Consider the following 23722-nt stretch of genomic DNA (forward strand, 5'->3'; position numbering starts at 1 on the left):
AGGGTTACGTGATGAACAAAGTTGAAAAGATTGTCACTAACTTATTGCAACCGATTTTAAAAGATCTTCATTTTAGTTTATATGATGTAAATTATTCGAAAAAAGGCCCTAAGTGGTACTTAAGCGTTTATGTCGATAAGCCCGCAGGCGGGATTTCGATTAATGATTGTGCGAAAGTTAGTGACAAGCTGGGAATGAAATTAGATAGTTTAGACCCGGATCCAATTCCACACGCCTATAATTTAGACGTTTCTTCTCCCGGTGCCGAACGTCCTCTTAAAAAGCCTCAAGATTTTAAGAGCGCCATTAATCGATATGTACACGTTACGTTGTACTACCCAATTAAGAATCGAAAAATGTATGAAGGATATTTACAGAGCTATGATTCTAAGGATTTAGTCATTAAATATAATGACATGAGCGTTATGAGAGACGTTAAAATTCCTAGGAAAGCAATTGCCTTAGCTCGTTTAGCGGTTAAGTTATAAAAGGAGATTCCATAATGAATAAACAGAAACAGGAATTAGTAAGTGCTTTTAATTCCTTAGAAAAAGATAAAGGGATTAAAAAAGGTACTATTATCGATGCTTTAAAAGCAGCTTTAGCTTCAGCATATAAACGTAATTTCCATCAGGCTCAAAACGTCGAAGTCGATTTTGGTGATGACGGAACTTTAAAGGTTTACGCTATCAAAAAAGTTGTTAAAGACGTTAAAGATCCACGTTTAGAATGCAGCTTGGATGATGCACTTAAGCGTAGTCATGGTTATGAATTAGGTGACGAAATTAAGGTTGAAGTTACCCCACGTAACTTTGGTCGAATTGCTGCCCAGACTGCTAAGCAGGTCGTAATGCAGAAGATCAGTGAAGCTGAACGTCAGAGCATTTACGACGAATACAGTAAATACCAGGATGAATTAATCACTGGTACTGTCGAACGTGAAGATTATAAATTTGTATACGTTAATTTAGGTAAGGTTATTGCGGTAATGCCTAAGAGTGGCCAAATCCGTGACGAAGATTACCGACCTCATGAAGATATTCAGGTTTACGTTACTAAAGTTGAAAATGCTTCAAAAGGCCCTCAAGTATACGTTAGTCGTACCGCACCTGGTTTATTAAAGCGTTTATTCGAAGAAGAAGTTCCTGAAATTTATGATGGAACAGTTGAAATCGTATCAATTGCTCGTGAAGCCGGTAACCGTGCCAAAGTTGCGGTTCGTTCTACTAACAAGAATATCGATCCAGTTGGTACTACCGTTGGTCCCCGTGGTGAACGTGTTCAAGCCATCGTTAATAAACTAGGTGGCGAAAACATGGATATCGTTCAATGGGACAGTGATGAGGCAACGTATATTGCTAACGCTTTAAATCCATCTGAAGTCGATAACGTTATCTTTGATCCGGATAACGATCATGCTTGTACCGTAATCGTACCGGATAACCAGTTATCATTAGCCATTGGTAAACGAGGCCAGAACGCTCGTTTAGCTGCTAAATTAACAGGCTATAAGATTGATATTGAACCAGAATCGGATCAGGATAAGATTATTAGCAAAGTTAATAAAGTTGCTGCTGATTCTGAAGAATCTTCAAAGGATACTTCCTCTGATGAAAAAGCTACTGATGTTGACACATCTGCAGATACTGATGATGATTCAGACGATGTAAGTAGTGATTCCGATTTAGATAGTGATGCTTCCAGTGAAGATAAATAAGGAGTGATTAACCATGCGTCGCAGAAAAGTACCGATGCGTAAAGATATCGTAACGGGTAAGATGGCTCCGAAGAAAAAATTGATTCGAATTGTTCATCAGAAAGATGGCAAAGTGTTCATCGATAAAACTGGTAAACAGTCCGGCCGTGGAGCATACGTTGGCATGAGTGTCGCCGAAGCCAAAAAGGCTAAAGCTGAAAAGACATTCAATAAAGTATTTTCAGCCGATTTGGATGACAAATTCTATGACCAGTTAATTAAATATGCTGATCATGAACAGGCCCGTCAACAATTATTAAGTCATGATAAATAAGATAAATAATAAGAAGCAGTTCCTAAACTTTTTGGGAATTGCCCAGGGAGCTGGTAAAATTATCAGTGGTGAAAACACTTTGATTATGAAGATTAAAGCTCACCAGATTGGCTTTCTTATTATAGCTGCCGATGCCGGTCAAGCCACCAGTAAGAAATTTCATGATAAAGCCAGTTCTCACAAAATACCGTTAAATGATCAATTTACTAAGAAAGAACTTAGTCACGCAATTGGTAGAAATCGAATTGTGATGGGTTTACAGGATCGTGGATTTGTAAATCATTTGATCGAATTGAATCAGAATACTAAAGGATAGTGATGATATGGGTAAAAAACGCGTTTACACATTAGCTCGTGAACTTCATATGAGTAGTAAACAGCTGATTACTAAGGCAAATAAGAAAGGGATTCATATCAAGAATCATATGGCAACCCTTGATTCTAAACAAGAATCTCAAGTCCGACATGCTGTTAAAGCAAGCCGAAATTCTAAGCCCGCTAATAATCACAAATCAAATAATCATCACGGTAATAATCGCAATAATCAACATCGAGTCAATAATCACAAATCGAACGTAAATAAATCCAATCAGCATTCCCATAATGGTAATAATCACAATAACAATCATAAATCGAATGCTTCTAAATTTGTTCATCGTCCGAAGAGCTACTCGAACCAAAATGGTAATAACAATTATCACCGTCATAACAATAAGAAGCGTCGTCGATGGAACCGTCGACATAACCGTAACAACAACCGTTACAGCACTAATCAGCGAATTCGTCAGATTCATAAGCATAATCATGCCCCAAGACGAAAAGCTCGTCCGTTACCGAAGACTTTGTACTACACGGTAGGGATGAACGCTCAGGATATTGGTAAGATTTTACACCGTGCTCCTGCTGAAATCGTCAAAAAATTAATTGATTTAGGGATTATGGTTAACCAGAATAAATCTCTGGGTAAGGATACCATTGAATTGTTAGCTGTTGCTTACCATATCAAGGCTAAAGAAAAGAAACAGGTTAACATTTCTGATATCGATAAGATGTTCAAGAAAGAAATCAATAACAAGAAACACCTTGTTCCTCGTCCACCAGTAATTACCATCATGGGTCATGTTGATCATGGTAAGACTACGTTATTAGATTACCTTCGTCATTCTCATGTGGCTGCACATGAAGCTGGTGGTATTACCCAGGACATTGGTGCTTACCAGATTAAAGAAAAAGGTAAGACCATTACGTTCTTAGATACTCCAGGTCATGCTGCATTCTCAGCAATGCGTGCTCGTGGTGCTAGAATTACCGATTTAGTTGTCTTAGTTGTTGCTGCGGATGATGGTGTTATGCCACAAACCGTTGAAGCCATCGACCATGCTAAGGCTGCTAAGACCCCAATTATCGTTGCGATTAACAAGATCGATAAACCAGGTGCTAACCCGAAGAAGGTTACTAACCAGTTAACTCGATACGGCCTAATCCCTGAAAAATGGGGTGGTAATACCATCTTCGTTAATATCTCCGCTAAGTTAGGTACTAACGTTAAAGAATTACTGGACATGATTATTCTTAAGGCTGAAGTCATGGAATTAAAGGCTAACCCTAAGCAAAATGCCGCCGGTTCTGTTATTGAATCAAAGCTAGATAAGGGTAAAGGTCCCGTTGCTTCCGTCTTAGTTCAAGAAGGAACCATGCACATCGAAGATCCAATCGTAGTTGGCGATACGTTCGGTCGAGTTCGTACCATGACTAACGAAAATGGTAAGCCTTTGAAGTCTGCTGGTCCGTCCACTCCAGTTGAAATTACTGGATTGAGTAGCGTTCCAGAAGCTGGTGATCGTTTCGTTGTCTTTGACCACGAAAAGGATGCCCGTGCTGCTGGTGAACAGCGTGCTGAACAAGCTCAGATGGAACGTCGTAAGCAGGATAATACTGTTACTTTGAGTAACTTATTCAGTACCATGAAGAAGAACGATATGAAGAAAGTTAACTTGATCATCAAAGCCGATGTTCAAGGTTCCGTTGAAGCCATTGACTCAAGTTTGAAAGATATTAAAGTCAAGGGGGTTCTAGTAAGTATCGTCCATTCCGGTGTTGGTGCAATCAACGAAAGTGATGTTACCTTAGCTCAAGCTACTAATGCAATCGTATTAGGATTTAATGTTCGACCTACACCGCAGGCTAAGATTCAGGCTGAAAACTATAAAGTTGATATTCGACTTTATGACGTTATCTATGATTTAATCGATGAAGTTAAATCAGCTATGAAAGGTAAGTTAGCTCCTAAGTATAAAGAAGTTGTTACCGGAGATGCTGACGTCCGTCAACTTTATAAAGCTTCTGCCGTTGGTACGATTGCCGGTTGTATGGTAACGAAAGGTTACATTGGCAACGGTACCCGAATTCACTTAATCCGTGATAACAAAGTTGTTTACACTGGTAAGTTAGCAAGCTTGAAGCGTTTTAAGAATGATGCTAAAGAAGTTAAGCAAGGCTTTGAATGTGGTATGACGATCGAAGACTATAACGACATTAAAGTCGGTGATGTAATCGAAGCTTATACCATGAAAGCCATTCCAAGAAAGTAATGTTCTAAGGAGACTTAATTATGGCTCAATACCGAGTTGGTAGACTTGAAACTGAGATTCAGCGATATACTGATGATATTTTAATCAAGCAGATCCGGGATCCTAGAATTCAAGGTGTAACCATTACTGGTGTTAAAGCAACCGGTGATCTACAGCAAGCAACGATTTATTACAGTATTCTTTCTGATAAAGAATCAGACCGTAAGAAGACTCAAGAAGGCTTGGATCATGCCACCGGCTTAATTCAAAGTGAATTAGGTTCTCGGTTAAGACATGTTTACCACACGCCAAAGATTCATTTTGAACTTGATAAATCGATTGAATATGGTAGTAAAATCGATAAAATTATCTCTAAATTAAAAAAAGAAAATCGATAATTAATTTTGAAATTAAGGGATAGGTAACTAAAAATGCCTATCCCTTTTGTTGTCATTTATGAGGAAAGTGATGAATGTGAACGGAATTATTCCATTATATAAACCTCGTGGGATGACCAGTTTTCATTGCGTTAGTAAGATTAGACACCTTTTAAACATTCGAAAGGTCGGCCACAGTGGGACTTTAGACCCCGATGTCGACGGTGTTTTACCGATTTGCGTGGGCAGTGCAACTAAAGTAGCTGGCTACCTAATGCACTTTGGTAAAGTTTATCAAGGGTCCGTGACGTTAGGTTTAGCTACCGATACGGCTGATCTTTCTGGTAACGTAATCAAAACGGAAGCCATTGCGAAACCGTATTCTAATAAGCAAATTGATAAACAAATGAAGACCTTTGAGAAGGATCGTCTAGTTCAGGTTCCACCAATGTATTCTGCTGTCAGGGTTAATGGTAAACACCTGTATGAATACGCTCGACAGGGAATTAAAGTTGATCGACCCAAACATATCGTCAGTGTTAAGAGCTTTAAACAGATTAAGCCATCTCAATATGATCGTGATAAAAAGCAGCAAACCATATACTTTAGGATTGTTTGTGGCAAGGGCACTTATATTCGTTGCATGTCTGTTGATCTTGGTAAAAAACTAGGTGTGCCGGCGGTAATGTCCAACCTTACCCGAGTCAAAAGTGGTAATTTTCATCTTGATCAGACAGTCACGTTTGGTCAAATTAAACATGATCTTGAAGATCACGACCTGTCTTTTCTGGCACCGATTGAGCATGCTTTACCTGAAATTCCAGTTTATAATTTAAAATCAAGTCAGTGGGCTCGAGTTAAAAATGGTGCCTTTCTGTATCCAGATGAAGTACCTAATTACAACAAGTTGATCTTGAAATATAATCATGATACTAAAGCGTTATATGGCCATGACGTTAAGCAGAAATGTTATCGACCGATTACGATGTTTAGTATCAAATAAAGTGGGGTGTTAATATTCAAGTTATTCATTTACATCACCCATTAAATCCGAAGTTAAAATTTAAAGGTCCGGTCGTTCTAGCGATGGGCTTCTTTGACGGGCTTCATTTAGGTCATCGTCAAGTTATTATGACGGCTAAAAAGATTGCTCAAAAAAAGCACATGCCGTTGGCCTTGTTAACGTATAATCATTCACCCAAAGTGGTTTATCAACGATTAAATGATCATAATCGACGGTATTTGACCCTTAACAAGATGAAGCTTCAAATCTTGAAGCGGTGGGGTGTTCAGATCGTGTACATGATCGATTACACCTATAGTTTTCAGAGTCAAACCCCACAGCAATTTGTTGATAATTACTTGATCCGGTTTAAGGCCAATACAGTAGTTGCTGGGAGTAACCATACATATGGGCCCAAAGATACGGCTAACATGATGTTATTACCTAAATATACACGGAACCGAATTAATGTTGTTTCTGTGCCGTGTTTAATCGTTGCCGGTGGTCGAGTTAGTTCAACTCGGATTAGAAAATGTTTAGATGATGGCCAAGTTGCACTAACGGATAAATTACTGGGTCGACCGTTTCAGACTGTCGGGACCGTGGTTCGAGGGTATCAACGTGGCCGTAAATTAGGTTTTCCTACCATTAATGTTGCTTATGATGAATATCAATGGCTACCTAAAATCGGGGTTTACGTAACGTCCGTGATTATTAATCATCATTGCTACGAAGGGATGGCTTCGATTGGTCACAACGTTACCTTTGGTAATCACAACCCCATTACGATTGAAATTAATTTGTTGAATTTCCACCAGAATGTTTACGGTGAAACCGTAAAGATTAACTGGTTAAAGGAAATTCGGGATCAGATTAAATTCTCTGATGCCGACGGCTTGATTAAGCAGATGCGTAAGGATCAAGTTGTTACCCATCAATATTTTTCTAACAATAAGTAATTAAATCGAGTGTTTCTCTTGATTTATGATGTGCCATTTGGTATATTATAAATGTACGTTAGCACTAAGGACATATGAGTGCTAAGAGTGCTAATGAGGGAGTGATTGATTTATGCTTACGTCCAGACAAAAGAAAGTCTTATTGGCTGTCGTTCGTGATTACATTAAGAACGGCAATCCAGTTGGATCCAAGGCTTTAGCAAATCAATTACCTTTCCAAGTTAGTTCGGCGACAATTCGTAACGAGATGGCTTACTTAGAAAGAAAAGGCTTGATCAAAAAGACTCATTCTTCGTCAGGACGGTTACCGTCGATTAACGGTTATCGTTACTACATTGATCATTTGATTTCACCCAATCCGGTTACTAAGACTGATCAGGAAATTATCAGACATGCCTTAAATGGCCATTTTCATAAGATTGATGAGATTGTTAAACAATCTGCTGATATCCTATCAAATTTGACACATTATACAGCATTGACGTTACGTCCTGAACAATCTAAGAAACGGAAGCTGAGTGGCTTTAGATTAGTTCCGTTAGGTAATTCTGAAGTCATGGCAATCCTGGTTACCGATAATGGTGAAATTGAAAACCAAGTCTTTCATATCACTAGTGATGTTTCTGGTGAACAGCTGGAAATGATCGTTAGACTGATTAATAGCCACTTGAAAGGTGAAGCGATTTCTACAGTCTTAGATCAGTTAAAGACTCAGATTCCTGCTGAAGTGTCAAGATATATTCGAACACCTGATGGCTTCTTGGACACGTTCTACGATGTCCTTAATAAAGCTGTACGTGATCGTTTCTATATCGGTGGTGAATTGAATTTACTTAACTTCACTAACAGTAGTGATATTGGTTATTTAAAACCGTTATACACTTTGCTTAATAAGACTAATAATATTTCCAATTTTATTGGCGATCCTAATCAACCGATTTCTGTCAAGATTGGTTCTGAACTCAGTAATGATTTACTGAGGCACTACAGTGTGATCACCGGTACTTATAACGTCGGCAATTATGGTAAAGGCCTAATCGCGGTATTAGGGCCAACCAGAATGCCTTATTCTAAGATTATTGGAATTGTGAGTGCATTTCGTAAAGATCTTGCCGAACGATTGCTAGGTTACTTTAGAAATTATTATGATCAGTAATAGATAGGAGGGATCTATTTGGCTGAAAAGAAAGACAAAAAGCAGTTGAAGCAACAGAAACAATCAGCTAAGAAAGTTGATAAAAAAGCTACTAAGGCGACTGGTAAGAAAGCTACTAAGAAAGCAGCTAAAAAGCCGTCATCAAAAGAAGTTATTTCTCAACTCAAAAAACAAGTTGCTGATTTAAAAAAGAAGAATGGCTCGTTAGATGATCAATATCTTCGTGCCGAAGCTGAAATGCAAAATGTTCAAAAGCATGATGCAATGGATGCTCAACAGATTCGGAAATACAGTGGTCAGAAGCTAGCTAAAAGTATTTTACCAGGCCTTGATAATATGGAACGTGCTTTAGCAGTTAAGACACCTGATAAGGGTGGCAAGCAGTTAAAGCAAGGTGTCAAGATGGTTTATGATCGTTTGACTCAAGCATTATCAGAAAATGGTATTAAAGAAGTTAAAGTTGCTGGCAAGCCATTTAATCCAGAATATGCTCAGGCTGTTCAAACCGTTCCCGCCACTAAAAAGCATCCTGCTGCTCAGGTTGTTAAAGTCTTACAAAAAGGTTATCGACTCCACGACCGGACGTTACGTCCAGCAATGGTCGTTGTTGCTAAATAATTTAAATTAATAATTATTTATAAAAATTTTATGAATCGAGGTTGTAAATTATGGCAGTAAGTAACAAGATTATTGGTATCGATTTAGGTACTACTAATTCTGCAGTTGCCGTTTTAGAAGGCAAAGAACCTAAGATTATTACTAATCCTGATGGCGGTCGTACCACACCTTCAGTTGTTGCATTTAAGAATGGTACTCATCAAGTTGGTGATGTTGCTAAGCGTCAGATGATTACTAATCCAAACACGGTTGCATCAATTAAGCGTCACATGGGTGACCCTAATTACCGTGTTCATGTTGGTAGCAAATCATATACTCCTCAGCAGATTTCCGCTATGATTTTAGGATACATCAAAGACTTCGCTGAAAAGTACATTGGTGCTACGGTTAACAAAGCCGTCATCACTGTCCCAGCATACTTTGATGATGCTCAGCGTCAGGCCACTAAAGATGCTGGTAAGATCGCTGGTTTAGATGTTAAGCGTATTATCAACGAACCAACCGCTGCTTCCTTAGCTTATGGCTTAAATAAGAAGCAGGACCAAAAGATTTTGGTCTATGACTTAGGTGGTGGTACTTTTGATGTCTCCGTACTTCAGTTAGGTGACGGAGTATTCCAGGTACTATCTACTAATGGTGATACCCACTTAGGTGGTGATGACTTTGATCACCGCATCATGAAGTGGTTAATCGAAGGCTTCAAGAGTGCTCATAATGTTGACTTATCCAAAGATAAGATGGCATTACAACGTTTAAAGGACGCTTCTGAAAAAGCTAAGAAAGCCTTATCAAGTGAATCAGAAACTGAAATCAGCTTACCATTCATCGCTTCTGGTAAGACTGGTCCGTTACACTTACAGGCAACCTTAACCCGTACTAAGTTCAACGAATTAACTTCTGACTTAGTTGACAAGACTAAGATTCCATTCCAGAAAGCATTAAAGGATGCTCACTTATCAGTTTCTGACATCGACCACGTTATCTTAAATGGTGGCTCTACTCGTATTCCTGCTGTTCAACAAGCTGTTAAGCAGTGGAGCGGTAAGGAACCTGACCATTCCATTAACCCAGATGAAGCCGTTGCTTTAGGTGCCGCTATTCAAGGTGGTGTTCTAACTGGTAACGTTAAAGACGTTGTTCTTTTAGATGTTACTCCACTGTCCTTAGGTATTGAAACCATGGGTGGTGTATTCACTAAGTTAATCGATCGTAACACGACCATTCCAACATCTAAGACCAAGGTCTTCTCAACCGCCGCTGATAATCAGACTGGTGTTGACATTCACGTATTACAAGGTGAACGTCCAATGGCCGCTGATGATAAGAGCTTAGGTCAATTCCAGTTAACTAACATTCCACCGGCACCACGTGGTGTTCCGCAGATCGCCGTCACTTTTGATATCGATAAGAACGGTATCGTCAACGTATCCGCTAAGGATAAAGGTACTGGTAAGAGTCAAAACATTACCATCAAGAATGCTAATGGCTTATCCGATGCTGAAATTAAGAAGATGCGTAACGAAGCTAAAGAAAACGAAGCTTCCGATAAGAAGCGTAAAGCTCAGGTTGACTTAAAGAACAGTGTTGACCAGTTAATCTTCCAGACTGATAAGACCAAGAAAGAAGTTAAGGGTAAGGTATCCCAAGACTTAATCGACAAGGCCAACGCAGCCGAAGATGACTTAAAGAAAGCTCGTAAGTCTGGTAACGTTGATGACATGAAGTCCAAGAAGACCGCATTAACTAAGGCTTTACAAAACTTAGATGTTCAGTTATACAAGCATAAGGGTGGTGCTGCAAAAGGCGGCTCTAATGCTAACGGCAATAATGGATCTAATAATAACAACAACGGTAACGGTGGTAATGGTAAGACCGTTAACGGAAACTTCCATACCGTTCATAACAACAACAAATAATTGAAATAATCAATGTTTTGCAGGAAGCCAAGGTCTGCCAAATGGACTTTGGCTTTTTGTTTAAGATATGCTATCGTTATAATGATTAATTACATGTTGGGAGGTTAATTATGGACCCAAAGCATTATTACAAGATTTTGGGCGTGCCGCATGATGCAACTCAAAGTCAAATTAACCATGCTTATCGTGAATTAGCTAAAAAATGGCATCCAGATATTAATCACTCTCCCGGCGCCGGTAAGAAATTTACTAAAATTAACCAGGCATATAGTGTCTTAGGTAATAAAAAGAAACGTCAGCAGTATGATCAGTTTGGATCAGAAGATGCTGGTGGCGGCTTTGGCGGAGCTGGCGGTTTTAATAACGCTGGTGGCTTCGGTCAAGGCTTTGGAGCCGGTGGCTTCAGTGATATCTTTAATGATTTCTTCGGTGGCGGTGCTAGAGCACATACGCAACGTCGAAATCCGAACGCACCGCAGCGTGGCCGTGATCTTCAATATTCGATGACCATCAGCTTTACCGATGCTGTGTTTGGTAAGAAGACTACGATTAGTTATAATCGTCAAGCAGAATGTCAAACTTGTCATGGGACGGGAGCCAAGCCGGGTACAAAACCCGTAACTTGTCCTCGATGCCATGGTACTGGCTACATTATTAGTGTTGCCAATACACCATTAGGTCAGATGCAGAGTCAGCGAACTTGTCCAGTTTGTAACGGAACCGGTCAGGAAATCAAAGATAAGTGTTCGACCTGTGGCGGAACCGGTAAAGTAAGCCAGAGTCATGAAATTGAAGTTGATATTCCAGCTGGAATCGATAATGGTCAACAGATGCGTCTGCAAGGCCAAGGTGAAGCCGGAATTCATGGTGGATCCTATGGTGATCTATTCATTGTATTCCGTGTTAGACCAAGCAAGAACTTTAAGCGTCGTGGCTCAGATATCTACTACCATAAGAACATTTCGTTCGCTCAGGCTGCGTTGGGCAGTCAGGTTAACGTCAAAGCTCTTGATAGTAAAAAGAAGAGTGAAGATGGTGAAGTTCAGTTGAACATTCCTGCTGGGACCCAGACTGATACGACCTTTAATTTACGTAATTTAGGTGTGCCATATATTCATGGCAGTTCTCGTGGTGATGAAAAAGTTACTGTTACCGTAACTACACCAAAGCACCTGAATAAGCGTCAAAAGGAAGCTATGCAGGCCTTTGCTGAAGCTAGTGGTGAAACTAACGACGGTAAAGGTGGTAGCTTTTTCGATAAAATGAAGGATGCCTTTAATAAATAAAATGGTTTAACTGAATAATAAAGAGTTGAGTTGGTTCAATTCGACTCTTTTTTTTTGTTAAAATAGACTTAGAATAACATGTTGAAGAGGTCGAGAATAAAAATGGATTTAAAAAAGATGCAGCAACGACAAAAATACATTCGTAACTTCTCAATTGTTGCGCATATCGATCATGGCAAATCGACGTTAGCTGATCGAATTTTAGAATTAACTGATACCGTTGCTAAAAGAGATATGAAGAATCAAATATTAGATAACATGCCCGTTGAACGTGAACGTGGAATCACCGTTAAATTAAATGCGGTCCAATTAACGTACCATGCTAAAGACGGTCATGATTATATTTTCCATTTGATTGATACTCCCGGCCATGCTGATTTTTCTTATGAAGTATCGAGAAGCTTAGCGGCCTGTGAAGGGGCCATCTTAGTCGTCGATGCTTCTCAGGGTGTTGAAGCTCAGACGATTGCTAACGTTTACTTAGCAATTAAAGATAACTTAAAGATCATTCCTGATATTAACAAGATTGACTTACCGTCTGCTCAGCCTGAAAAGACGAAGAAAGAAATCGAAGACGTGATCGGGATTGATGCTTCTAACGCTGCGGAAACTAGTGCTAAGTATGGAACCGGAGTTCCTGATTTAATGGAAAAGATCGTCCACGATATTCCTGCGCCAAAGGGTGACGTCGCCGGTCCGTTGAAGGCTTTAGTCTTCGATTCTGCTTACGATGATTACCGAGGCGTTGTTCTTAGCGTCCGCTTATATAGTGGCTACGTAAAAGTCGGCGACCGAATTCGGATGATGAACGGAAAACATGAATTTACCGTAACCGAAGTTGGTGTTAACTCACCAAAGCCGATTGCTAAGAAATACTTGATGGCTGGGGATGTTGGTTACATTACCGCCAGCATTAAGGATATTACCACGACCCGTGTTGGTGATACCGTTACGAAAGTTGACCGACCAGCTAAACATCCGTTACCAGGTTATAAAGAACGGAAACCGATGGTCTACGCTGGATTATACCCAACCAGTAACAGTAAATTCGAAGAATTGCGTGAATCACTTGAAAAATTAAAGTTAAACGATGCCGCTTTAGAATTTAAGCCGGAATCATCAAAGGCCTTAGGCTTTGGTTTCCGTTGTGGTTTCTTAGGCTTACTCCACATGAGTGTAGTTCAGGAACGCCTGGAACAAGAATTTAACATGAGCCTAATTACCACGGCACCATCAGTTACTTATAAAGCGATTCTAAATGATGGTAAAGTCAAGAAAGTCGAAAATCCGTATGATATGCCCGATCCTGGTACGACCAAGGAAATCGAAGAACCATACGTTAAGGTTACCGTTATGACACCTAGTAAGTACATTGGTGCCGTTATGAAGTTATGTCAAGATCGCCGTGGTCAATATAAGACGATGCGGTACTTAGACAAATATCACGTTGACATCGTTTACAGCATGCCATTAAGTGAAATTATTTATGATTTCTATGATCATTTAAAGTCTAAGACCCGTGGATATGCTTCTTACACTTATGAATTAGAAGGTTATAAGCCTAGTGATCTGGTTAAGATTGATATCTTACTAAATGGTGACAAAGTCGATGCGTTGAGTTTTATCTCCCATCGATCCTTTGCGTACAGCAGAAGCCGTGAAATGGTCACTAAGTTAAAGAAGTTAATTCCGCGGCAAAACTTTGAAATTCCGGTTCAGGCCGCAATTGGTGCCAAAATCATCGCTCGAGCCACCATTAAGCCATACCGAAAAGATGTTACTGGTCCGTTATACGGTGGCGACCAGACCCGTAAAGATAAGCTACTTAAGAAGCAAAAAGAAGGTAAAAAGCGGATGAAGGCCGTTGGTAAAGTTGTCATTCCGCAATCTGCTTTCATGGCTGTCTTCAAGACTGATGAAGCTGAACGAGGTGGTAAATAATTTATCCTAAGTTTGTTATTTATCATATGATTATCGTTAGATTTAAGGGTGAGAAAAGTGAAATTTCTTATTAACGTACTACCGAATAATATTTTTACTGAAGATAACGTTAGGCAATTTATTCTGAACATTGAGAGTCAGCATAATTCAAACGTAAGTTTAGTTTTCAAAAAGGTGCCATCTCTGACTTCATCGATCATTGATTTTATCAAGGCCTCTGATGTGGACACGTTAGTGGTTGATGATTATGCCGAGATTCACTTGGATAATAATCAGCAGAATTACTGGATCAATCTACACGTTACGGATTGTTTATTACCTAACGCTATTACCCAGTGGGAGCAAGTGATCGATCGTCACTCCAGCGATGTAATCGAGCTCACGTATTTACATAATGAAACGTCATTGATCAAGCAGACGGAAAAGGTTATTAACAAAATCAATCAAAAATACCCGGTTCGGTTGAATACCGTGAAAGCTGTACTTCATTTACCCCTTAACGTTCCGTTATTTAATCTGTCCTTGTCTTCTCAGTTATTAATTTTGTTAGGACTTCAGAATTATAAAGTTATGGACACCATTCAGCGTTATAGCGAATTAAACAACGTTTACCTAGGAACCAATTTCCTGATTCACTGTACACCGGTAATGGTTGCTGATTTTAAGAACGGCTTGATTAATACGCTAGTTAACGTGGTTATTAACCGACCTGAAATCGTCAAGATTAATTTACCAACGGTTATTCTTAGTCGCTTTAGTTTAAAGAACCGGATTGAATGGCTCTCAGAAGTAGGTAACGCAGCTAATTATATTGGTGATGCCGTGTTATTGAACCAGTACCAGAAATTCGTTAACGACCAGATCACTCACGTTAAAAAAGAGATCTTCCATTCCAAGAATTCTCGATTTATTAAGCATCATCTGATGTCTAAAGTCAGCCGAATCGGTAGGGTCTTATTACAGACTAAGTAAATCGCATTAGAAAGAATGGTCGCCATTGAAATACAGTATTATTACGCCGTGTGGGCGTCATGATCTTAATCGAATTAAAGAACTTGCCCGTAATCTAGCAAAACAAAATAGTCATGATTTTGAATGGATCATTGCCTGTAATCAATCATTAGAATTGCCATCCGTTGATTTTCCAGTTAAAATCGTTAAATTTCAGCCCAATACGGTTGGTGCTGCTAAAAATGAAGCCATGAAGATTGCTAAAGGCAAGTATCTATTTTTTATCGATGCAGATGATTATCTTGAGTCAGGAACCATTAACTTATTAAATCACATTGTTGGCGAATATTCGGACGACACGGTTTATGACGTCAACTGTTATCAGACGTACGAGCCTGAAAAATCTTCACAGATTGAAATGGCTAAAGAGTCATCTTTTAATGATGCGTTACCTGATTGGGGTGGCTCAAAGTATGATAAGCCTGAAGATCGATACTTTAATTTTGACGTGAAGAATAATGATATCGACACTCATTTTTCATTATGGCTTCAAAATCGGTACTGGATTTATGATAAGGAATATCGATACACTGATTTAGATGATCAGTTGTTTTCACGTGGCAAAGTTATTTCAAAGCAGTTTATCGAGGATCATCATTTTCATTTCAATGAAGATAACTCACTGTATCCAGATATTCAGTTCATGCTCTTAGTAACGGAATTTTCTGCTCAATTGATTAAATTAAGTGATTATCATTACATTAAAATTAATCATAATGATCCAATTAATGATCCATCGTTAAGTCAGATACCTCGTAATGATCGTTGGCAGTTATGGGCTAACGCGGGATGCCGAGCATTATTAAAATTAAACGATCAGACCCTGATGAACGTCTTTAGCAAGACCGTAATTAATAACATTAATACGTACTTCTATAAGAATTTAGTTACGAAAGATCAGTCAATTGGCAATAATGAGGTTCGAACGTTACTAGAGATTCAAAAGTTCTTACAGTTAATTGATCCGCGGACGTACAGTAACTTAAAACGAATTAATCAGAAAGTTCTTAACGCCATTAAGAGTGGTAATTTTAGTTCAGCTCGTCATTTAATGAAGGTCGTAATCGGCTTACGAAACGCTAATCAATTGGTTGTTAATCGTGGTCGTGGAATAACGAAGGATACTTATTTCACGTTATTTAAGCACGTTCCAGTCAATCCACACGTGATTCTATTTGAATCGTTCTTGGGCCGTAATTATTCTGACAGTCCTAAGTATATTTATCGATATCTTCAAAAGCATTACGGCAGTAAATATAAGTACGTGTGGATTGCTGATGCTGAGCATTTTGATCACATTAAATCTAAATTAAAGTCTCAGCCTAACACCAAAGTTGTTCGCCGATTTGGCTTTCAATACATGTATTATCTAGCAACATCTAAGTATTTTGTGTTTAACATGCGGCAGCCAAAATGGTTTGTTAAACGACCTGGCATGCGGTTCATCGAAACTTGGCATGGGACGCCATTAAAGCATTTAGTATTTGATATGGATAATGTTGCTAGTGCATCGCACTTGTATAAACAGACGTTTTATTATCAATCTCGTCAATGGGATCATTTAGTAACGGCTAATCAGTATTCGTATAATATTTTCCATCGGGCCTTCATGTATCCTAAAGATAAGATGTTGAAGTCCGGGTATCCCCGAAACGATATCTTAAACAGTCCACGAAGAGATCAGATCGCTAAACACATTAAGCAAAAGCTAGGCATTCCATTAAATAAGAAGGTCATTTTATATGCCCCGACGTGGCGTGATGATCAATTCTATGGCCCTGGACAGTATAAGTTTAAGTTGCACCTAAACTTAGCGGAATTAAAGAAACATTTAAGTGATCAATACGTTTTAATCTTGAGAACGCATTACTTTATCGCCAATCATATTGATACATCCCAATTTGGTGATTTCGTCTTTAACGAATCTGATTATGATGATATCGCCGAATTGTATTTGATTTCCGACATTTTAATTACCGATTATTCAAGTGTCTTCTTTGATTACGCCATTTTGAAACGACCAATTTTGTATTACGTATATGATTATGATGACTATGCTGATGTTCTGCGTGGCTTCTATCTCAATATGAAGAAAGATTTACCGGGCCCGTTGTTAAAGACCAGTAAAAGCGTTCTAAACGCGATTGAAAATATTGATGAAGTTAAGTCAAAATATCATGATCGTTATGTCCAGTTTAATCATCGCTTTAATACGTGGGATGACGGTCATGCCTCGGCTCGTGTAGCTCATGCCTTGTTGAAATCTTGATTAGAGTAAAAGGAAACGTCAAATGAAGTTTAGTATTATCACCGCAAGTAGTCGACGTGATTCTCGGCGATTACTCGATTTAGAAAGTAATTTAGAAGCTCAGAGTGATCATGATTTTGAGTGGATAATTGCGTGCAATCAGTCGAACCTTGATTTACATTCGACTAATTTTAAAATTAAACAGGTTCATTTCTCACCAGATACATTGGGAGCCGCTTTAAATCAAGCTGTTAAAGCAGCTAGTGGTGAAGATTTGATCTTTGTTGACGTTGATGATTACATGACTCTAGACGCTATCAAAGATTTAGATGCGATGTCTAACCAGTTAGACAATCATACGATCATTGACCTAAATACCTATGATACTTATGAACCTAAGAACATTTTTATAAATTCAATTCAGAAAAATAATTCTAGCGAAGATGCACTTCCGCAGACTCCGTATAAAATCAATAATTTTCATCCGGTTTATCGTGAATTTAGTTATGCTAACGTTCCGTTAAATAACTTGAACGATTATCCTGACTACCAGACCTGGTTAAAAGACAAATATTGGATTTATGAAGGTACGGATTTATATAGTCAGATGAAACCGACGTTGATGATGGCCGGGAAAGTTATCCCGGCATCAATGATTAAGACTACTGGTGCCCAGTTTGATCCGTATAATCACTTGTATCCGAACGTTAATTTTATGATCCTAATCCTTTTACAAACGGATCGAATCTTAAAATTAAGTGATTATCACTATGTCTTAGTAGGTCATAACGATCCAATTAACGATCCATCATTGTGTCAGATTAACTCGTCACACCGTTGGTCAGAGTGGTTAAACGCTTGCCTGACGTCGATTCAGATTTTAAACCACAGTAATAACTATCAGTTAAAGCGGGCCTTTAGTCAGTTCACCATCATTTATCTTCACCGTTACTTTTATAAAGCCATTGCGATGGACTTACATTCGGTTGGCTCGATTCATCATGATTTTAAGTTGCTCCAGCATTATTTGACTGAATTAGATGATGCCGCTTATGAACCGATTAATCCGTTGAGTAAGCATATTTTAACTAATATTGAAAATGGTCACTTTAATCTGGCTCGCCGTAAGATGTCATTATTGGTTGCCAGTCGTGATGTTCGTAGCTTTATCAAAGATGATAACCAAACGGCAATTTACGAATCATATCGTTTACTTCTTCGTCATTTGCCAGTTAATCCGAAGGTTATTATTTATGAATCATTTATTGGTCGAAGCTATGCTGATAATCCGAAGTACATTTATCTATATATTCAGAAGCACTATCCAAATCAATTTATTCATGTCTGGATCGCTGATGATGAAAACTATGACAAGATCAAACGTGAATTAAAGACTGAACCAAACACGATCGTGGTTCGTAAATTCGGTTTTGAATACATGTATTACTTAGCTACGTCTAAGTATCAGATCTTCAACATGCGTCAGCCACGGTGGTTCATTAAGCGACCTGGAACAACGTTTATTGAAACCTGGCATGGAACACCGTTAAAGCACTTGGTATTTGATGAAGATAATATTGCTAACGCACCGTTATATAAAAAGGGCTTCTATTATCAAACCAAGCAATGGGATCACCTATTAACTGATAATGAATTTTCATATAACGTCTTTAGTCATGCCTTTATGTATCCAAAGAACAAGATGTTAAAGACCGGTTACCCACGAAACGATATCTTAAGTAATCCACATCGTGATCGAATCGCTCGTGAGGTCAAGTTGAAGTTAGGGATTCCGCTAGATAAGAAAGTAATCTTATATGCACCAACTTGGCGTGACGATCAGTATCTAGGCGCTGGTAAGTATAACTTCCAGTTAAAGTTAAATATTGGCAAGATGAAACGAGTCTTAGGTGACCGCTACGTTCTGGTTCTACGTACTCATTACTTCGTTACCAACCATTTGAACCTAGCTAACTATGGCAATTTCGTCTTTAACGAATCGGGCTATGATGATATTTCAGAATTATACTTGATTGCTGATTTATTGATCACCGATTACTCAAGCGTCTTCTTTGATTACGCCAACTTGAAGCGACCGATTTTATACTTTGCTTATGACTATGATCGATACGCCGGTGTCCTGAGAGGATTTTACCTGAATATGCAGAAAGATCTACCTGGACCGATTTTAAAGACCAGTGATCAGGTCTTATCCGCAATTTTACACATTGGCCAGGTTAAAGCTAAGTACCATGATCGTTACCAGAAGTTTAACAAACGGTTTAATTCCTGGGATGACGGTCATGCTGCTAAGCGAGTCGTCGACGTGATTTTAAATCATAAATAATTCAAGATTTTGATTGAACGGGATGAATTAGTTTTCATCCCGTTTCGTTTTAGAATTAGTGTAATCGTTTACATTTGTTTCATGACGACAGCATAATATCGTTAAGAGACCCATTGCAATAGGGTTCTGGATTTGGGCATGGTGATAAACATAAAATTTAAATAAATATCGATATGTCAAATATAACCCTTTAAAAGACGGGGTGGGTTCCTTATAATACTAAATGTTATCGATTTCACTAAATCGACAACGCAAATTTAGATTAATTTTATTAATGCTTAAAGGTGGCTAGTCATAATTATGGAGAGTACTAAACCAAAACGTACAATTTCAATGACTACAGCAATTACTTATTTTGTGGTTTCATTAATTTTTAATTCTGCGGGTAACGTTTTAACGTTAGTCAGCAGTGCTAAGATCCATGTTAAGATCTTAGGATCTGCTTACTGGACCGCTGCTGAAAATAATTTCGGCTTTGCGTTCCATTGGAGCTTATTCTGGGCTTTCTTAGGCTTAGGTTTATTAACGACCATGCTTAACTTTATTTTAATTGGTCATTGGAGCTGGAGCCGTTTAATCGGGAACTTAATTTTCTTAATTCCGTTCTCATCATTAATTCAATTTTTTGATGGCGTATTTAGCAATTATTTCCCGGCAACCAGTAGTATCTTAGGAACTATCGTTTATGTCTTTGTTAACTTCTTAGGTGTAACGTTTATTGCGGTTGCGATTTCGATTTATCAGCGTGTCAATCTAGCATTGCATCCAGCCGATGATCTTATGCAGATCCTGCGTTTTAAGTATTTTGACGGTAGTGCTGCAAAAGCAATGTGGTGCTCATACATTCCACCGACTTTAATTGCTATTGCTGCAGTTGTTATGGATGGTATTTTCCAGGGCAGTTTCTTAACGGACTAGCTAACTTTGGACTTGGTACTGTCTTCGCATTCTTATTCCAGGGTGGTATTACCGGTTGGTCCGATAAACATATCTTCCCTAGTTTAAAGCATCAGGCACTTGATGTTGGTAAAATTGAAGATTAATTAAAGATTAAAATCATAAATAAAAAAGGAGCACTTCAAATTTTGAAGCGCTCTTTTTGTATGGCTTTAGTATGGTTAATCAGAAATATCGCTTTAAGGTCGGTTTTAACAACGTGTGTTTGATCGGTAACTTTGGTGTATTAATTCGATAGATGAGGTTAATTACAGCTTTAGAACCCATTTGATGAGCTGGCTGCTGAATTACTGTCATCCCGTGATCTAGGAATTGATAGAAGAAATCATCGTCAAACGTTGCTAACTTGACGTTTTTAATGTGTGATTTTTTGATTTTGAGTAAAATCTGCTTAAAGATCGTGTTATTAGCAGCAAAAAGACCATCACATGCTTGGTTAATGATTAATTGACCGGTTAGTTTTTCAACGTTGGTCGCTTTGCGATTACTTTCCTGAATGATATCAGGATCGTAAGTAATGTTATTAGCATCTAAAGCTTTTTTGTAGCCAATCATTCTTCTGGTGTTGACGTCAGGGACGGAACTGTTAATAAAACCGATTCGTTCGGCACCATTGTGAATTAATGTATTAACGGCTTCAAAACTGCCTTTAACGTTATCAACTAAGAGCGTGTCAAAGTGATTAACTTCTTTTTTACTAGGAAGTCGGTCAACAAAGATCGTTGGCGTGTTTCGCAGAATTTGCTGATAATTATCAATAACGCCGGTACTAATAATAATTAAGCCGTCGACCATCTGATTTAATAGGTTATTGATATCTGCATATTCATGCTCAGGTTTTTCATCAGTGTTGGTGATCATGATTTGATAGCCACTTAGACGGGCTTGATCTTCAGCACCACGGACTAATTCAGCATAGAACGGGTTAGTAATGTTAGGCAAGATCATCCCAATCGTCCGTGACACTTTGGTTCGAATTTCTCGTGCGGCTGTGTTAGGGTGATAACCTAACGTTTTAATAATCCCGTTGATTAAATTTCTAGTCTTTGCTCTAACTCTGGGGCTGTTATTAATGGCTCGAGAAACCGTTGCCTTTGATACGCCAGCGCGCTTGGCAACTTCTTCGATCGTGATCTGTTTTTTCATGTAATCATCTTTTTATGAATTTAATTTCTTTATTGCATGTAATATTATAATACACGAACTCTAATATTACCGGTATGACGATTTATGAATTATTTATGTTCATTTAATTGTTTTTATTTTAAAAATTGATTAAGATATTAAGTAACACATGTTATTTAATAGGGGGTGCTTTATGTGCTGAGTCAAACTAAAAGATATTTAAAAGAGAACGGATATTATTATAAGAAGACTTATATTCGTCCGTTAATGGCCCCTGATAATGTTTATGTGTTCCGTTTTGGTCGCTACCGTCTAAATAATCGCTTAATAATTCGATATGGACATCGCTGGACCGGACGTCAAAAGATCAATGAAATTGACTTGAGACTTCATAAACAGAAGCATCCACGAATCTTTAGGGATGAAAATGGTTTACTTCATTATCTCCAGGGTCATTTATTAGAACATGAAAAAAAGTTACAGATGCTAAAGAAATTAAAAAAATAAAGAAGCATAAATATGATGCTTCTTTATTTTTACAATTTTTTAAAAATAAGGGATGAACACAATGAGAATTGTAATCCAACGCGTTAAACACGCTAAAGTAACCATCGATGGTCAAGTTCACGGTCAAATTCCGCAGGGCTTTATGATTTTAGTTGGTGTTGAAGATTCTGACGGTGACGATGAAATTAATTATTTAGTTCACAAAGTCACCCATCTACGAATCTTCTCTGATGAAAACGGCAAGATGAATTATAACATCTTTAAAGTTCACGGCCAGGTGCTTTCCATCTCTCAATTCACACTTTATGCCGACACTAAAAAGGGTAATCGGCCGTCATTCTTCCATGCTGGTAAACCGGCTCACGCTAAACAGATTTATCTAAAGTTCAACCAGGCACTTCGTGATGCTGGATTACACGTTGAAACCGGTGTCTTTGGAGCTGACATGCAAGTTAAATTAGATAATGATGGCCCATCGACATTTATTTTAGATACTGATCATAAATAATCAGTATTGACTAAGGATACTATCAACGCTGCTTCCGTAGGTTTCACCAAATAAATTAAGGTGGGCCATTAAGTAGTTGAACTGATACCACGGTAATCGTTGCTGAAAACCAGGCTTAATTGGGTAAATACTGTTGTAACCTTTATAGAACTGATCGTTAAAGCCACCGAAAACCGTCGTCATGGCTAGATCCATTTCACGGTCACCGAAGAAGGCGTCTGGATCGATTAACATTGGCTTGCCATCAGCGGTAAACCCAACGTTACCAAACCACAGATCACCATGTAATAAACTCGGGACCACTTTGTGTTTTGGATTGGAATAATACTTAATGAAAGTAGTTCTTAGGTTCTGGTAATGCCTTTCACGGAACGAGTTCCAAACGTGGTTCTTTTTGGCTAAGTTAACCAGTGGATCAAGTCGCTGGTTAATGTAGAATTTTGTCCAGCTGTTTTGCCAGTGATTGTTTTTAGGGATCTTACCTAATTTAAAGTCGTGGTCCAAACCAAATTTTTTATTATGGATCTGGTGAACCTTTGCTACGGTTTGGCCAAGTTGATATTGACTTCCGGTTCCAAAATCGATCCAGTTAAGGATTAGGTAACCATCTTTACCGACTTGACCATAGGTGATGACTTTTGGTGTAAGTGCGGCTTGACTCAATAGCTTTAAGCCTTCAACTTCGTGAGCAAAGAAGCCCTTGCCACGATTAGGTTGAACCTTCATAAAGTACTTCTTTTGGCTGGTCTTAACACAATAGGATTCATTTATATCTCCGCCTGAAACGGGGGAGACGGATTTGATGCCTTTGATTGGTAAATGAGTAATCCATTCAGAATTAACGGTCATGATTAATCACCTCAAATTTGATGTCTAATTAAATTATATCGAATTGTGACGATTTTCTAAAAGGATTACTAAACGCTGTTGACTTTATAAGTCAAGTATTCTATTCTAAATTTGTAATATATAAAGGCCCATGAGAAAGATTAGTAGGAGCGACTTTCAAGCTTAGAGAGCATCGGCTTTGGTGAAACGGTGCATTGAAATCCTCTAAAAGACACTTTTGAGGCTAATAACTAAGGTTATTCGTTTCGAAGACGTTATCAAGAGATATAAGAAAAGGTGGTACCGCGCCTTATGCGCCCTCGTCGATTTAATGA

20 protein-coding genes and 1 pseudogene are annotated in these 23722 nt (G+C 38.5%); 19 read left to right on the top strand and 2 right to left on the bottom strand.

Features of this window, described 5'->3' with window-relative positions; all coding sequences use genetic code 11:
• Positions 1-11: 11 nt before the first annotated feature.
• From rimP to ELX58_RS02130, 17 genes and pseudogenes are all read left to right on the top strand, one after another.
• On the top strand, positions 12-488 hold the full coding sequence (rimP, locus tag ELX58_RS02050; protein ID WP_133441501.1) for a ribosome maturation factor RimP: 477 nt from the start codon (positions 12-14) through the stop codon (positions 486-488).
• A 14-nt stretch (positions 489-502) separates the two neighbouring features.
• Entirely contained in the window at positions 503-1717 is a 1215-nt protein-coding gene (gene nusA / locus ELX58_RS02055; protein ID WP_133441503.1) for a transcription termination factor NusA, read from the top strand.
• Between the two features lie 13 nt (positions 1718-1730).
• A complete protein-coding gene (rnpM, locus tag ELX58_RS02060; RefSeq protein WP_133441504.1) occupies positions 1731-2030 on the top strand; it encodes an RNase P modulator RnpM in 300 nt (99 codons plus the stop codon).
• Positions 2031-2061: 31 nt separating this feature from the next.
• Positions 2062-2346: a L7Ae/L30e/S12e/Gadd45 family ribosomal protein gene (locus tag ELX58_RS02065; RefSeq protein WP_162614594.1), complete on the top strand. Its 285-nt coding sequence runs from the start codon at positions 2062-2064 to the stop codon at positions 2344-2346.
• A gap of 7 nt (positions 2347-2353) precedes the next feature.
• Positions 2354-4621: a translation initiation factor IF-2 gene (gene infB / locus ELX58_RS02070; protein ID WP_133441506.1), complete on the top strand. Its 2268-nt coding sequence runs from the start codon at positions 2354-2356 to the stop codon at positions 4619-4621.
• A gap of 20 nt (positions 4622-4641) precedes the next feature.
• The gene (gene rbfA / locus ELX58_RS02075; RefSeq protein ID WP_133441507.1) at positions 4642-4998 is read left to right on the top strand and encodes a 30S ribosome-binding factor RbfA; all 357 of its coding nucleotides are present in this window, start codon (positions 4642-4644) and stop codon (positions 4996-4998) included.
• A 76-nt stretch (positions 4999-5074) separates the two neighbouring features.
• Positions 5075-5980, top strand: a complete 906-nt coding sequence (gene truB / locus ELX58_RS02080; protein WP_133441508.1) for a tRNA pseudouridine(55) synthase TruB — start codon at positions 5075-5077, stop codon at positions 5978-5980.
• A gap of 14 nt (positions 5981-5994) precedes the next feature.
• Positions 5995-6939, top strand: coding sequence for a riboflavin biosynthesis protein RibF (gene ribF / locus ELX58_RS02085; RefSeq protein WP_133441509.1), 945 nt, complete (start codon positions 5995-5997; stop codon positions 6937-6939).
• A 112-nt stretch (positions 6940-7051) separates the two neighbouring features.
• Positions 7052-8095, top strand: a complete 1044-nt coding sequence (hrcA, locus tag ELX58_RS02090; protein ID WP_133441511.1) for a heat-inducible transcriptional repressor HrcA — start codon at positions 7052-7054, stop codon at positions 8093-8095.
• Positions 8096-8113: 18 nt separating this feature from the next.
• Positions 8114-8713, top strand: coding sequence for a nucleotide exchange factor GrpE (grpE, locus tag ELX58_RS02095; protein ID WP_133441512.1), 600 nt, complete (start codon positions 8114-8116; stop codon positions 8711-8713).
• Between the two features lie 50 nt (positions 8714-8763).
• On the top strand, positions 8764-10629 hold the full coding sequence (gene dnaK / locus ELX58_RS02100) for a molecular chaperone DnaK (RefSeq protein WP_133441513.1): 1866 nt from the start codon (positions 8764-8766) through the stop codon (positions 10627-10629).
• Between the two features lie 110 nt (positions 10630-10739).
• Complete coding sequence (gene dnaJ, locus ELX58_RS02105; RefSeq protein ID WP_133441514.1) at positions 10740-11915, top strand: molecular chaperone DnaJ; 1176 nt, start codon at positions 10740-10742, stop codon at positions 11913-11915.
• Between the two features lie 102 nt (positions 11916-12017).
• Complete coding sequence (lepA, locus tag ELX58_RS02110; protein WP_133441516.1) at positions 12018-13856, top strand: translation elongation factor 4; 1839 nt, start codon at positions 12018-12020, stop codon at positions 13854-13856.
• A gap of 57 nt (positions 13857-13913) precedes the next feature.
• A complete protein-coding gene (locus tag ELX58_RS02115) occupies positions 13914-14828 on the top strand; it encodes a hypothetical protein (RefSeq protein ID WP_133441517.1) in 915 nt (304 codons plus the stop codon).
• Between the two features lie 25 nt (positions 14829-14853).
• Positions 14854-17136 (top strand): bifunctional glycosyltransferase/CDP-glycerol:glycerophosphate glycerophosphotransferase, encoded by a 2283-nt coding sequence (locus ELX58_RS02120; protein WP_133441519.1) that lies wholly within the window; start codon positions 14854-14856, stop codon positions 17134-17136.
• A 22-nt stretch (positions 17137-17158) separates the two neighbouring features.
• Positions 17159-19462, top strand: coding sequence for a bifunctional glycosyltransferase family 2 protein/CDP-glycerol:glycerophosphate glycerophosphotransferase (locus tag ELX58_RS02125; protein WP_236747693.1), 2304 nt, complete (start codon positions 17159-17161; stop codon positions 19460-19462).
• Positions 19463-19762: 300 nt separating this feature from the next.
• Positions 19763-20505, top strand: a pseudogene (locus ELX58_RS02130) (DUF6198 family protein).
• 79 nt (positions 20506-20584) lie between these two features.
• Here the strand turns inward: ELX58_RS02130 and ELX58_RS02135 are convergent.
• Positions 20585-21565 (bottom strand): LacI family DNA-binding transcriptional regulator, encoded by a 981-nt coding sequence (locus tag ELX58_RS02135; RefSeq protein WP_133441521.1) that lies wholly within the window; start codon positions 21563-21565, stop codon positions 20585-20587.
• A 165-nt stretch (positions 21566-21730) separates the two neighbouring features.
• Between ELX58_RS02135 and ELX58_RS02140 the strand changes: the two genes are divergently transcribed.
• Positions 21731-22051, top strand: a complete 321-nt coding sequence (locus tag ELX58_RS02140; protein ID WP_133441523.1) for a hypothetical protein — start codon at positions 21731-21733, stop codon at positions 22049-22051.
• A gap of 61 nt (positions 22052-22112) precedes the next feature.
• Complete coding sequence (dtd, locus tag ELX58_RS02145; RefSeq protein ID WP_133441526.1) at positions 22113-22559, top strand: D-aminoacyl-tRNA deacylase; 447 nt, start codon at positions 22113-22115, stop codon at positions 22557-22559.
• Here the strand turns inward: dtd and ELX58_RS02150 are convergent, their stop codons facing one another.
• Positions 22560-23408, bottom strand: a complete 849-nt coding sequence (locus ELX58_RS02150; protein WP_133441527.1) for a fructosamine kinase family protein — start codon at positions 23406-23408, stop codon at positions 22560-22562.
• Positions 23409-23722 lie beyond the last annotated feature (314 nt).

This window comes from Acetilactobacillus jinshanensis (genome assembly GCF_004359375.1).
GTDB lineage: Bacteria > Bacillota > Bacilli > Lactobacillales > Lactobacillaceae > Acetilactobacillus > Acetilactobacillus jinshanensis.

What these genes read in the sequence shown, in the direction of transcription:
- ELX58_RS02135 (WP_133441521.1), bottom strand. Translation starts at nt 21,565, where the DNA reads ATGAAAAAACAGATCACGATCGAAGAAGTTGCCAAGCGCGCTGGCGTA.
- rbfA (WP_133441507.1), top strand. Translation starts at nt 4,642, where the DNA reads ATGGCTCAATACCGAGTTGGTAGACTTGAAACTGAGATTCAGCGATAT.
- dtd (WP_133441526.1), top strand. Translation starts at nt 22,113, where the DNA reads ATGAGAATTGTAATCCAACGCGTTAAACACGCTAAAGTAACCATCGAT.
- ELX58_RS02125 (WP_236747693.1), top strand. Translation starts at nt 17,159, where the DNA reads ATGAAGTTTAGTATTATCACCGCAAGTAGTCGACGTGATTCTCGGCGA.
- ELX58_RS02150 (WP_133441527.1), bottom strand. Translation starts at nt 23,408, where the DNA reads ATGACCGTTAATTCTGAATGGATTACTCATTTACCAATCAAAGGCATC.
- dnaK (WP_133441513.1), top strand. Translation starts at nt 8,764, where the DNA reads ATGGCAGTAAGTAACAAGATTATTGGTATCGATTTAGGTACTACTAAT.
- dnaJ (WP_133441514.1), top strand. Translation starts at nt 10,740, where the DNA reads ATGGACCCAAAGCATTATTACAAGATTTTGGGCGTGCCGCATGATGCA.
- lepA (WP_133441516.1), top strand. Translation starts at nt 12,018, where the DNA reads ATGGATTTAAAAAAGATGCAGCAACGACAAAAATACATTCGTAACTTC.
- rnpM (WP_133441504.1), top strand. Translation starts at nt 1,731, where the DNA reads ATGCGTCGCAGAAAAGTACCGATGCGTAAAGATATCGTAACGGGTAAG.
- infB (WP_133441506.1), top strand. Translation starts at nt 2,354, where the DNA reads ATGGGTAAAAAACGCGTTTACACATTAGCTCGTGAACTTCATATGAGT.
- hrcA (WP_133441511.1), top strand. Translation starts at nt 7,052, where the DNA reads ATGCTTACGTCCAGACAAAAGAAAGTCTTATTGGCTGTCGTTCGTGAT.
- nusA (WP_133441503.1), top strand. Translation starts at nt 503, where the DNA reads ATGAATAAACAGAAACAGGAATTAGTAAGTGCTTTTAATTCCTTAGAA.
- rimP (WP_133441501.1), top strand. Translation starts at nt 12, where the DNA reads ATGAACAAAGTTGAAAAGATTGTCACTAACTTATTGCAACCGATTTTA.